Here is a 12,829-nt window from a genome sequence, read left to right as displayed (position 1 = left end):
TCAGCTCTGTGACTGGCTCTGCGACTGCTGCACGGTGACCGAAACGCTCAGCGTCTCGCCCGCCGGGCCGATGCGCATGCCTGATATCGGCGCGCAGTCGCGGTAGCAGAGACCGGATGCGATGCGCACATAACGGTCGTCGGGGCAGATATTGTTGGCGGCGTCGAAGCCCACCCAGCCCAGCCCCTGAAGATGCACCTCGGCCCAGGCGTGGGTGGCGGTCTGTTCCTCTACCTCTTCCATCATCAGATAACCGGAAATATAACGCGCGGGCAGGCCCATCAGCCGGGCGGCGGAAATCAGGATATGGGCATGGTCCTGGCAGACGCCCTTGCCCGCTTCCAGCGCCGTTTCCGCCGTGGTTTCGATGTCGGTCGAGCCGGGAACATAGTCCACCTTGTCGTGAATATTCTCCATGAGGTTATGCAGCCGGGCAAGCTCGGTTTCGCCCACGCTCACCTTCACCAGTTCGCGCACAAGCTTTCCCGGTTTCGTGCGCGGTGTTTCCCGCAGGAACAGCCAGAGCGGTGCATTGCCGATGTGGTGCCCGACAACGCCGGCCTTGTCCTGCGTGCTCACCGTGCCGCTTGCCACGACCTTCACCCGCTTTTGCGGGCCTTCGGTTTCCACCAGCGCGACACGGTTGCCGAAATGGTCGTCATAGGTCACTTCGACGGTGGCGCCATCGACCGAGACATCCCAGTCCTCCACCGTCTGGCTCGGGCCGGTCTGCGGTGTCAGGCGCAGCCGCTGCAATGCATAGGGCATCGGCTCGTCATAGACATATTCCGTCGTATGGGTGATTTTCAGACGCATAAGCTGTCCCCGTCCACGCGCTTATTGATAGAAGCGGTAGCCTTCCGTGATTTCCTGTCCCAATTGTCCGTTGCGGTTGACAAATCTCTCCAGAAATTCGTGCAAGCCCTCATCCATCACCCGGCCGATGGTGGTCGTGCGCAGGCTGTCGCGAATGCTCTCGGCCGTGTCATGCGCCTTGTGCCTCTCGCTGTAGTCCTCGGCGATGTAGTTGAGGTTGCTGGCGATCTTTTCATAACAATAGGCAAGCGAGCGCGGCATGCGGCCGTTGAGAATGAGGAAGTCGGCAATATTGGACGGCTTGTATTCCGCGTCATAAACCCAGCCATAGGAGCGGTGCGCCGAGACCGAGCGCAGGATGGATTCCCACTGCGCATTGTCGAGCGAGGAGCCGACATGCGCCACCGCCGGCAGCAGCACGTAATATTTCACGTCCAGAATGCGGGCGGTGTTGTCAGCGCGCTCGATGAAGGTGCCTATACGGGAGAAATTATAGAGATCGTTGCGCAGCATCGAGCCGTGGAAAGCCCCGCGCACCAGACCGGCGCGATGTTTGATGACATCGATGGTCTGCGGCAGCTCGGCGTGGCTGAGCTTGCGGCCGAGGATGTTCTTCAGCTCGATCCAGAATTCGTTGGTGGCTTCCCATGTCTCGCGCGTCAGCGCCGTGCGTACCATGCGAGCATTGTTACGGCCCGCCTCGATGCACGACATGACGCTGGAGGGGTTGGCCTTGTCCCGCAACAGATAATCGATCGCATTCGCCGCCGTCACCTTCTCGCGCGTTTCGAGAAATTCGTCGTGCACGCCGGCGCTTTGCAACACGCCGTCCCAGTCCTCATCGCCGCTGCCGCTGCGCGTCAGTGAAACGCGCAGGCCCGCATCGATCAGCCGGGCGATGTTTTCAGCGCGCTCGATATACCGGAACATCCAGTAGAGCCCGTTTGCCGTTCTGCCCAGCATGGCTTAATCCTCCAGTACCCATGTATCCTTGGTGCCGCCGCCCTGGCTGGAATTGACCACGAGTGAGCCCTGCTTGAGGGCAACACGGGTCAGGCCGCCGGGAATGATCTGAACCTTGTCCGAGACAAGCACATAGGGACGCAGATCGACATGGCGCGGCGCGATGCCGTTTTTCACCATGATCGGCACGGTGGAGAGCGACAGTGTTGGCTGCGCAATGTAATTGGAGGGGCGTGCTTTCAGCTTTTCGGCAAAAAGCGCCCGTTCCTTTTTCGATGCGGTGGGGCCGACGAGCATGCCGTAACCGCCCGAACCGTGGACCTCCTTGACGACGAGATCGGCAAGGTTGTCGAGAACGTATTTCAGGCTGTCCGGCTCCGAACAGCGCCAGGTCGGCACGTTTTCCAGCAGCGGCTTGCGGCCGGTATAGAATTCGACGATCTCGGGCATGTAGGAATAGATAGCCTTGTCATCGGAAATGCCGGTGCCGGGCGCATTGGCGATGGTGATGTTGCCGGCGCGATAGACATCCATGATGCCGGGCACGCCGAGCGCCGAATCCGGCCGGAAGGTCAGCGGATCGAGGAAATCATCATCGACGCGGCGGTAGAGCACGTCGATCGCTTCGTAGCCGCGCGTGGTGCGCATCTTGACCTTGCCGTCCATGACGCGCAGGTCGGAGCCTTCCACCAGTTCCACGCCCATCATGTCGGCGAGGAAGGAGTGCTCGTAATAGGCGGAATTATAGATGCCGGGCGTCAGCACCGCGACGCGCGGCTTGCCGGAACAGCCGGGCGGTGCGAGCGAAGCGAGCGACTGGCGCAGCAGATAGGGGTAATCCTCCACCCGGCGCACGCGGTTTTCGTGGAAGAGTTCCGGGAACATCTGCATCATCGTCTCGCGGTTTTCCAGCATGTAGCTGACACCGGAGGGGGTGCGGGCATTGTCTTCCAGAACGTAGAACTGGTCTTCGCCAGTGCGGACAATGTCAGTGCCGACAATATGGGTGTAGACGCCGCCGGGCGGAGTGAAGCCGATCATTTCCGGCAGGAAGGCTTCGTTTTTCTCGATGATTTCGCGGGGAATGCGCCCGGCGCGGATGATTTCCTGCTTGTGGTAGATATCGTCGAGGAAAGCATTGAGGGCGAGAACGCGCTGTTCGATGCCCTGGGCCAGTTTGCGCCACTCGCGGCCGGAGATGATGCGCGGGATGATATCGAAGGGGATCAGTTTTTCTGAACTATCGGCATGGCCATAGACTGCGAAAGTAATACCGGTTTTCCGAAAGATGTTTTCCGCGTCTTTTGATTTCTGGATCAGGTGAGCCCTGTCCTGTCGGCTGTACCACTCGTTATAGTTTTCATATGGGCTTCGCGGCGTGTCGTCCGCATTTATCATTTCGTCAAATGCCAACTTCGATGTCCCCTTTTTTGCCATATGAATACAACGCCAAATGCAATGCAAGAACTATGCAGGCCTCCCCGAGAAGATTTTTTACCGCCCTAGAGTTTTAAAAAAGAAGCGTTTTTTCGGTTTCAGCCTATAAATGCGGCATCGGCAAATTGGTTGCGCGGTGACGAGGGGTGTAATGGCGTGGTGGCGCTGTGTGCGCCGTGGGCGAATGCATAAATTTTGTTCGTTCGCTTTCGGTTGATGAATATCCGGCATCACATCAGAAAATCTGAAAGATGCGATCACGAAAACACCTTTGACCTTGGGTCGGGATGCGGATACCGCCATGCTGAACACCCGGTTCGATCACTCGCCGGTTTGCGTGAAGCCGCAGAAATATCAATTCGCCGCCTGTCCCGGTTACGGCATCATGCGGCACAGTGGATGTTCCCATGTCGCTCGACCGTCTGGCTCCGGCCATCTTCGTCTTTCTCTGGTCGACCGGCTGGGTCACCGCCAAATATGCGGTCTATTATACCGGGCCGCTGACCTTTCTCTGTCTGCGCTATCTTCTGGCGGGAGCGCTGCTGTGGGCGATCTGCCGTTTTTCCTCCATCCAGTGGCCGCAGCGGCGCGTCGACCTTTTCCGGGCGATCTTGTCCGGCGTCTTCCTGCACGGTCTTTATCTCGGCATGATCTGGTGGGCGATCGGGCAGGGCGTGCCGGCGGCGATCGGCGGCATCATCGCCGGTCTGCAGCCGCTGATGACGGCGGTGGCTGCCCGCTATATGATCGGCGAGAAAATCTCGCCCTTGCAGCGCGCGGGCCTATTGCTTGGATTTGTGGGCATCGCCATTGCCGTGCTGCCGAAGGTCATGGCGACGGGCGCATTTGGCCTCTCCGTGCCGCTTTCTGCCGTGGCGGTGAATGTGCTGGGCATGACGTCGGTTACCTATGGCACCCTCTACCAGAAGAAATATGTCCATGGCGGAAACATCATGGCGGTGGCAACGCTGCAATATGTCGGTGCGCTGCTGGTGACGGTTCCCTTCGCGCTTTTGCTGGAGGATGGGCATGTGGACTGGAGCCTCGGCCTTGCTGCCACGCTCGCCTGGTCCGTGGGTGCGATCTCCATTGGCGCCGTGGCGCTGCTTCTTTATCTGATCCGGCGCGGGCAGGTCTCGCGGGCCGCTTCGCTGATCTATCTCGTGCCGCCGCTTGCGGCCGTGGAAGCCGCGCTGCTTTTCGGCGAAACACTGACACCAGCCATGATTGCCGGCACTGTTTTGGCGGTGACGGGGGTCTATCTCGCCAACCGCAAACCTGCCGCAACGGTTGTTGTACGTTAATTACTACAACCGCATATTAGGGGTTTGTTAACCATAAAATTATACCTCTCGTTAATCCAAAGATTTGGCGGGGGTTACATGTCTATTTCACGTCGTGGTGTTCTGTTCGGATTGCCGCTGTTTCTGGCCGGCTGCGCCAATACGGGTATTGGCCAGCAAAGGCTGAATTATGGGGCAAAGCCGGAAGAGAAATTCCCGCTTCCCGCCATGCATCTCGATAAGGTCAAGCCGGAGCTCCGCCGGCAGGAAGTCACTTACGACACCAGACACCCGGCCGGAACGGTTGTGGTGGATACGCCGGCGCGGCGGCTCTATTACGTTCTGGGCGATGGTCGCGCCATGCGCTACGGCGTCGGTGTCGGTCGTCAGGGCCTTGCGCTGAAGGGCGATGCCTATATCGGCCGCAAGGCGGAATGGCCGTCCTGGACGCCGACCGCCAATATGATGCGCCGTGATCCGCGCAATCTGAAATTCGCCGCCGGCATGCCCGGTGGCCCCAGCAATCCGCTCGGCGCGCGCGCGCTGTACCTCTATCGCGGCGGCAACGACACCATGTTCCGTCTGCATGGCACCAACCAGCCGCAATCCATCGGCCACGCCATGTCGAGCGGCTGCATCCGCATGCTGAACCACGATATCATCGATCTCTACAGCCGCGTGCCGGTGGGTTCGAAGGTCGTCGTCTTGCAGGCGTGACGTAAAGGCGGATTTTTCCGCCTTTTCCACGCAAGAAAATGCCTGTACCCTTGAGTTGATTTTTTCGGCGGAAGGCCAATTTTATGCTGGAAAATCAACCATGTGTAGAATGCCTCCCTTTAGGTATTTAAGGGAGTTCTGCTATATCGGAAACGTGATTTCCGGTGTTCGAGACGTGTATCCATAAAGGCTTAAATGCGCTGTATCGAGCGCGGCATCACTTCAACGGGGACACATGACCATGGCAACTTTCGACTCTCTCTCCCGCTATCGCCCGCAGGCACTCGGGGCGCTGCGCATCATGACGGCGCTGCTTTTCATTGCGCATGGAACGCAGAAGCTGTTCGGTTTTCCGGCATCGCAGATGGATGGCTCCCTGCCGACGATGCTGCTGGTGGCGGCGCTTCTGGAACTCATCGGCGGCATTCTCGTGCTGATCGGCCTGTTCACGCGCCCGGTCGCCTTCATCCTGTCCGGCCAGATGGCGGTCGCCTATTTCATGGCGCACGCGCCGAGCAACTTCTTCCCGGCCCTGAACGGTGGTGATGCCGCCATCTTGTTCTGCTTCATCTTCCTCTATCTGTTTGTTGCCGGTCCGGGTGCTTTCTCGGTGGATGAGCGCCGGGCCTGATCTGCCCGAACTGTCATCGATCTCTTTTGCCGAAGCTCCGCATGGTCACGCCATGCGGAGCTTCTTTTTTTGAAAAGGATTGAAACTTCGGCCGCGGCCGAAGCATCGAAGCTTGTTTTCGGGTTAGAACGCGCCATCCTGAACGCAGTAGGAAAATCGATCCGTGACCCCTCAGAACACCATCACCCGCGAATTGCTGCTTCTCGCCCTGCTGTCCACGCTGTGGGCCGCATCCTACACTTTCATCAAGATCGGGGTGGAGACGATACCGCCCATCACCTTCATCGCATTGCGCACGCTGATTGCCGGTCTGCTGCTCTACGTGGTGATCCGGCTGCGTGGGCTGCGCCTGCCCACGGATTTTGCGACGTGGCGGCTGTTCTTCATTCAGGCCTGCATTAACAGCGTTCTGCCCTTCACGCTGATTGCCTGGGCGGAGCAGAGCATCGATGCCGGTCTCGCCGTCATTCTCAATGCGACGACGCCGATCTTCACCTTTCTTCTCACGGCGCTCGTCATCCGGCATGAGCCGGTCAGCGGGCGCAAGCTGTTTGGCACCATCGCTGGCATGACGGGTGTGTGCCTCATCATCGGCGTAGAGGCCTTAAGCGGTGCGGGGGAGGCGATATGGAGCCAGCTCGCCGTGCTGACGGCCGCTTTTTCCTATGCCTGCGCGGCCATTTTCAGTAAAAATTTCAAAGGGCTTGATCCGATCATGCCAGCCGCCGGCTCGCTTATCTGCGGTGCTGTCCTGCTGTTGCCCGTGAGCCTGATTGTCGACCGGCCCTGGACATTGTCGCCTTCGGCGGCGTCACTGACCGCGCTGGTGTGCCTTAGCGTCTTTTCGACTGCGCTCGCCTTCATGATCTATTTCCGGCTGATGCAAACGCTCGGTTCGGTCGGCACCACCTCGCAGGCCTATCTCAGGGTGCCTGTCGGCGTCGCCATCGGCATGGCGTTTCTGGGGGAAATGCCGACGCCTGCCATGTGGGTGGGTCTTGTCTGCGTCATTGCCGGTGTGCTGGCCATGACCCTGCCGTCAAGGCGTCGTCCGGTCGCGCAGGGCGGGTGAGGGTAAAGCAAAGATCCGCTGGTCGGCTGTGGCTGCGGGGCTAGATTATTGGCGAGTGCGTGCCGCTTGTTTCTTCTCCCCGCCGGGGAGAAGGTCGCGGCAGCGGGATGAGGGGGCAAGGGTGGTGAGATACGGCAACGTTACCCCCTCATCCGACCCTTCGGGCCACCTTCTCCCCGTCGGGGAGAAGAACGCCCGGCAATGCCGCGCGTCCTCAATCCACTCCGTGCAACTTAGCGGTTGCGGCCGCGATGGCCGTTGCCGGAAGCGCGCTTTTCCTGGCCGTTGCCGCCAGCAGGGGCGTGGCGGTTGGCGCCGCTGCCGCCGGGCTTGCGGGCCGGGCGGCGTTGCTTGCGCGGGCCGGCCGGGCGGCCTGCATCGCCTTCGGCCTGCTTTACGCGCTTGAAGTCCGAGGTGACTTCCAGATCGTTGTCGGCATCGCGCGGTGCATGGTGGCGGGACGGGCGGGATTCGCCATTGTGACGTCCGCCTTCACGCGGGCCGCGCTGCTGGCCACCATTGTTGTTGCGGCCGCCGCGGTTGTTGTTGGGGCGCGTCGGGCTGGCGAGACCGGCCGGACGTTCGCCGGATGCGACCGGAATATCGATCTTCATCAGCTTTTCGATGTCATGCAGCAGACGGGTTTCGTCCGGTGCGCAAAATGCGATGGCGATGCCGTCGCGGCCGGCGCGGGCGGTACGGCCGATGCGGTGGACATAGGCGTCAGGCACTTCCGGCAGGTCATAGTTGAAGACATGCGTTACGGCCGGAATGTCGATGCCGCGGGCAGCGACGTCGGTTGCGACCAGTACCTTGATCTCACCATCCTTGAAGCCCTTCAGTGCCCGCTCGCGCTGGCCCTGGCTCTTGTTGCCGTGGATGGAGGCGACCTTGAAGCCGATATGTTCGAGATGCTTGTAGAGCTTCTCGGCGCCGTGCTTGGTGCGCAGGAACACGATGGCGCGGCCATCAGGGTTCTCGTTGAGCGACTTCTTCAGGAGATCGGTCTTGTCGTTCTTGCCGGCCACGAAATGCACGTACTGCTCGACCTTGTCGGCAGCCTTGCCCGGAGGCGTCACTTCGACCTTGACCGGATCGGTCAGGTAGTTATGCGACAGATCGGCGATCGCCTTCGGCATGGTGGCCGAGAACAGAAGCGTCTGGCGCTTGGCCGGGACCATCTTGGAAATCTTGCGCAGGTCGTGGATGAAGCCGAGATCGAGCATCTGGTCCGCTTCATCAAGCACCAGATAGGTGACCTTGGAGAGCGAGATGGCGTTGCGGGCGATGAGATCAAGCAGGCGGCCGGGGGTCGCCACCAGAATGTCCGTGCCCTTTTCGAGCTGGAGCTGCTGCTTGTTGATCGATGCGCCGCCGACCACCTGGTTGATGCGCAGCGGCGTCTTCTTCACGAAGGAGCGCAGGTTTTCACCGATCTGGTTCACCAGCTCGCGCGTCGGGGCGAGGATAAGGGTGCGGCAGGTGCGGTTTGCCGGGCGGTCCGCCTGCTTCATCAGCATTTCGATGATGGGCAGGCCGAAAGCGGCGGTCTTGCCGGTGCCGGTCTGTGCGAGGCCGATCAGGTCGCGGCCTTCGAGCAGCAGCGGAATGGCCTTTGCCTGAATGGGAGTAGGGGTCGTATAGCCAAGCTGGGTAACGCTGGCCACGATCTTTTCGGAGAGGCCGAGTTCGCTAAAACTGGTCAATATAATGCCTTTCGGGGCGCCAAAACAAACTCATCCGGAGCAGGGCTGCTGTCCGGTGGTCTCGGCGTCAAGAACCCCGCGTGAATTGGGAACTTGTGGGTTGGAATAACTTTCTGCGCATCAGTGCGGCACATGCCGTCTTCTGTATTCTTTGCGCTTTTCCTTCATGCGGGCCAGATTCCTTTTTTAAGGAAGTTTTTCTGGTCATACGCTGCAGCTCACGCGGCTGCCAAAGGTGAAAGCTTGAGGGGCATGTGGGCGTTTTGTGCGTCAAAGTCAAGCAATAGTTTTGTAACACGGCCGCAGGAGGGCGCATGGCAGCCATGCATCTCGGTGGCCGGCGAATACCGTGACGGCACAGGCGCAGGCGAAGAATTATGGTTAAAAAAGGGTAACGGCACCGTCGGATACATAGCAAAGATCGATTTTCTCACATAACGTTTTTGCGACGGCGTCCAGAACTATTTGATTCGACAAGAATGGACTGCAGGGTGTGGAGTATCGATTGACCGAAGGCTGCGGGTTGCTGGAAAAGGCTTGCAGGGCTGTGGCCGCCCTGGACCTGCCCGCGTGCATCAAGGACAGCGAGCTGCGCTATGTCGCGGTCAACGCCGCCTATGGCCGGGTCATGGGACGCCCGTCCGGAGCGTTCAAAGGATACACCAGCCTTTCCCTTTCCGCCGATATTCGCGATGCCGAGCGGGAGGACAGGGAGCGCCGCTCGCTGGTCTTCGCCACGGATGAGATGATCGCCTGCCATGGCGCGGATTCGTCCGGGCCATATACGCTTCGTTGCGAACGTTTCACCGGTGACGACGGCAATCTGTTCCTGTTCGAGGTGTTCGAGGACATGCCGTCCGCCGTCGTGGAGATTTTTCCTGACGCCGGCAGCGCTTCGGACCTGCTGTTTGACAGCGGCGTGATCGATCTCGTTGATGCGGGTATCGTCATTTATGACCGCGAAAACCGGCTGGTCTACTGCAACGCCCGGTTCAGGGAGTTCTACAGCGCCCTCGGTGTCGAACTGAAGGCCGGCGTCCCGCTCGAGACGCTGATGAGGGCCATTTATTTTTCGAGCGGCTACCGCGACGCGAAAGAAGACGATCCGGCATTCGAAGGGTGGATGCAGGAGCAGTTGCGGGAGTTTTCCCTGCCCTATCTCGAAAGGGTGGAGCAGTTTGCCGATGGCCGCTGGGTGCGCATGGTCAACAAGCGGCTGGAAAACGGCATGCTTGTCGGGCTGCGGGTGGATGTCACCGAGTTCAAGGCGCATGAGACGCTTCTGAGCACGCAGATTCGCGAGACCTGGCTTCTGCGCGCCGCACTGGAGCAATTGCCGGTCGGCGTGTTCCTGAGGGATCAGGACAGGCGGCTGACCTTTGCCAATGCGGCCTATGAGAAATATCTGGGCGGCAGCCTCGCCGACCATATCGGCAAGACCGAATGCGAGATGTTTCCGGAGGAAGGCCTGCAGTTCCAGCGGGAAAACGAGCATATTCTGCGAACCGGAGAGGCCGTTGAAAAGACGGGAAGCGTTCCGCTTTCGGATGGCAGGGTCGTTCCCGTCATCACAAGGCTCGGCCGGGTGGCGACGCCTGACGATGAATATTATCTGGTGGGCTCGGTCACCGATGCCAGCCTGTTGCAGGACCGGGAAAAGGCGCTGATCGCGGCGCAGGCCGAGGCTGAGGCGCTGCACCGCCAGCTCGAAGCGGTTCTCCATGCCCTGCCGGTGGGCGTGCTGCTGCTTAGCGCCGATCTCGTCATCGAATATGTCAATCCGTTCTTCTATGAGGTCTGGGGCGAGATCGGCGGCGAGAAGTCGCTGGTCGGCAAAAGCTATCGCGAATTCATGGAGATGAATTTCGACAGCGGCCTTTATGACTATGGCGACAGACCTTTCGATGAGGTCTATGGCGAGCGGGTGCAGCGGCTTCTGCAGGAGGAGGTCTTTGCGCCACGTGAGGTGCGCAGCAAAAGCGGCAAGGTTACCGTCATTTCGAAAACCCGGCTCGAAGGCGGGAAAATCCTCAGCACCTATGCCGATGTCACCGATGTGCGCATGCGCGATGTTGAGATCAGCAAGGCAAAGGCCGAACTGGAGCGGGTCGGCGAATATATGCAGGGCGCCACGCGCGCCATGGCGCAGGGGCTGGTGCTGGTCGAGCAGGGCACGATCATCATGTCCAACGAGGCGATGGCGCGCATGTTCGACGTGCCGCCGCATCTCCTGGAAAAGGGCTGCAACTGGTCGGGTTTCTTCGCCCATTGCGCCGGGCGCGGGGATTTCGGCACGGCTGACGAAGCGGCCGGGACGCTTGCCGCCTGGAGGGAGAATATCGCCGCCAACCGGCCGTTTTCTTGGCTCATCCATGTCGCCGGCAAAAGCTGGCTCAATCTGGAAGCCACCAACAGTTCCGGCAATTACTGGCTCATCATCGTTACCGATGTGACCGAGATGAAGCTGCGTGAAGAGGAATTACAGCGGCTGCTGTCACGCGCGGAAGCGGCCGATCGGGCCAAATCGGAATTCCTGGCCAATATGAGCCATGAAATCCGCACGCCGATGAATGGCGTTCTCGGCATGGCGGAGCTTCTGGCCAAGTCCAATCTCGATACGCGGCAGAAGACCTTTACCGATATCATCGTCAAGTCAGGCAATGCGCTTCTGACGATCATCAATGATATTCTCGATTTCTCGAAGATCGAGGCCGGGCAGATGAAGCTGCGCAGCGTGCCTTTCGATCCGGCGGAGGCGGTCGAGGATGTGGTGTCGCTGCTGTCCTCGGCGGCGCTGGAAAAGGACATCGAGCTGATCGTCCGGATCGATGCTTCTGTCTTCGGCAAGGTCATCGGCGATGCCGGACGCTTTCGGCAGATCGTCACCAATATCGTTGGAAACGCCGTCAAGTTTACGGAAACGGGGCATGTGCTGGTCGAGCTTTCGGCGCGGTCGGCGGAAGCGTCCGAGGCCATTCTGTCATTGCGCGTCGAAGACAGCGGCATCGGCATTCCGGCAGACAAGCTCGAAACCATCTTTGACAAGTTCAGCCAGGTTGATGGCTCCGCGACGCGTCGGCACGAAGGAACGGGACTGGGGCTGGCGATCACGGTCGGCCTCGTCGGTCTTTTCGATGGCGCGATCAATGTCGTCAGCGACGTCGGCAAGGGATCGGCCTTCGAGGTCAATATTCCGTTTCAGGTGACCGAGAGACAGCGCGACCTCCCGCTTCTTTCCGTGGCGATCGACGATATCCGTGTGCTCGTCATTGACGACAACGATGTCAATCGCCGTATATTGACGGAGCAGCTGAGAAGCTGGGGCGTAGACGGCCATGCGGTGGAAGACGGGCCTTCCGGCATCGCCGTGCTGCAGGAGGCAGCCTCGCTCGGATTTTCCCTCGACGCCATCATTCTCGATTATCATATGCCCGTCATGAACGGGTTGGATGTGGTGGAGCGCATCCGGGCGGATGCGCGCTTTGACGACATCGCCATTGTTTTCCTGACCTCCATGGATGTTGTCGGTGACGAGACGCTCTTTACCGATCTCAACGTGCAGGCGCATCTGATGAAGCCGGCGCGGGCGCGGCTCCTGCGCTCCACTCTGTTCGATGTGGTGCGGGATGTGCGGCTGAAACGCGCCCGGCAGGCTCCGTCCCCGCGTGAGGCAGGCCGCGGTGAGGGCGCCATCCGGCCGGAAAACGGCGCCGTCGAAAGGAAACAGCGGGCTGATATATCAACGGCGGTGCCGGCGCGGCATCGGCCCAGCCTTGTCGATGTGCTGGTGGCCGAGGACAATGACGTCAACCAGATTGTTTTCACCCAGATATTGCAGCAGGCGGGTCTGCGTTTTCTGATCGTCGGTAATGGCAAGAAAGCCGTACAGGCGTGGCAGGAGAAAAATCCTGCCATCATCCTGATGGATGTCTCGATGCCGGTCATGAACGGGCATCAGGCGACGCAGGCCATCCGCGCGGCCGAACAGACCGCCGCCGACGGCAGGCATGTACCGATCATCGGCGTTACCGCCCATACGCAGGAGGCGGATCGGGAACTATGCCTGGAGGCGGGCATGGATGATTATCTGTCGAAGCCCATCAGCCCGGAAACGCTTGAAGACAAGATCGCGCAATGGCTGGGCGAAAACATGCCGCGCCGCGACGCGCCGGGCGTCTGAGTTTCCGACTAGAATATGCTTCTG

9 protein-coding genes are annotated in these 12,829 nt (G+C 60.0%); 5 read left to right on the top strand and 4 right to left on the bottom strand.

Annotation, left to right across the window (positions count from 1 at the left end; genetic code table 11):
• Genes QRN60_RS11540 through QRN60_RS11530 form a run of 3 tightly spaced genes read right to left on the bottom strand, consistent with a single transcriptional unit; the run spans position 1 to position 3,192 of the window.
• Positions 1–816 (bottom strand): transglutaminase family protein, encoded by an 816-nt coding sequence (locus QRN60_RS11540; RefSeq protein ID WP_020809407.1) that lies wholly within the window; start codon positions 814–816, stop codon positions 1–3.
• A gap of 21 nt (positions 817–837) precedes the next feature.
• Positions 838–1,779, bottom strand: coding sequence for an alpha-E domain-containing protein (locus QRN60_RS11535; RefSeq protein WP_003509488.1), 942 nt, complete (start codon positions 1,777–1,779; stop codon positions 838–840).
• Between the two features lie 3 nt (positions 1,780–1,782).
• Positions 1,783–3,192, bottom strand: a complete 1,410-nt coding sequence (locus tag QRN60_RS11530) for a circularly permuted type 2 ATP-grasp protein (RefSeq protein ID WP_020809408.1) — start codon at positions 3,190–3,192, stop codon at positions 1,783–1,785.
• Between the two features lie 431 nt (positions 3,193–3,623).
• Here QRN60_RS11530 and QRN60_RS11525 point away from each other — a divergent pair, with 431 nt between their 5' ends.
• The 4 genes from QRN60_RS11525 to QRN60_RS11510 all read left to right on the top strand — a co-directional run bounded on the left by QRN60_RS11525 (position 3,624) and on the right by QRN60_RS11510 (position 6,919).
• Positions 3,624–4,520, top strand: a complete 897-nt coding sequence (locus QRN60_RS11525; RefSeq protein ID WP_129564942.1) for a DMT family transporter — start codon at positions 3,624–3,626, stop codon at positions 4,518–4,520.
• Between the two features lie 78 nt (positions 4,521–4,598).
• Positions 4,599–5,216 carry a L,D-transpeptidase gene (locus QRN60_RS11520; RefSeq protein WP_003509494.1) on the top strand — a complete coding sequence of 206 codons (618 nt, stop codon included), beginning with the start codon at positions 4,599–4,601 and terminating at the stop codon, positions 5,214–5,216.
• Between the two features lie 241 nt (positions 5,217–5,457).
• On the top strand, positions 5,458–5,847 hold the full coding sequence (locus QRN60_RS11515) for a DoxX family protein (protein WP_031233598.1): 390 nt from the start codon (positions 5,458–5,460) through the stop codon (positions 5,845–5,847).
• Positions 5,848–6,010: 163 nt separating this feature from the next.
• Positions 6,011–6,919 (top strand): DMT family transporter, encoded by a 909-nt coding sequence (locus QRN60_RS11510; protein ID WP_129564941.1) that lies wholly within the window; start codon positions 6,011–6,013, stop codon positions 6,917–6,919.
• A gap of 233 nt (positions 6,920–7,152) precedes the next feature.
• Here the strand turns inward: QRN60_RS11510 and QRN60_RS11505 are convergent, their stop codons facing one another.
• A complete protein-coding gene (locus tag QRN60_RS11505; RefSeq protein WP_020011459.1) occupies positions 7,153–8,625 on the bottom strand; it encodes a DEAD/DEAH box helicase in 1,473 nt (490 codons plus the stop codon).
• A 505-nt stretch (positions 8,626–9,130) separates the two neighbouring features.
• On the opposite strand from QRN60_RS11505, the gene QRN60_RS11500 reads away from it, so the two are divergent.
• Complete coding sequence (locus tag QRN60_RS11500) at positions 9,131–12,805, top strand: PAS domain-containing hybrid sensor histidine kinase/response regulator (protein WP_165000642.1); 3,675 nt, start codon at positions 9,131–9,133, stop codon at positions 12,803–12,805.
• The last annotated feature ends 24 nt before the right edge of the window (positions 12,806–12,829 follow it).

The sequence above is a fragment of the Agrobacterium sp. CFBP2214 genome (assembly GCF_030209895.1).
GTDB lineage: Bacteria > Pseudomonadota > Alphaproteobacteria > Rhizobiales > Rhizobiaceae > Agrobacterium > Agrobacterium radiobacter.
This window is presented reverse-complemented; position numbering and strand designations above follow the sequence as displayed.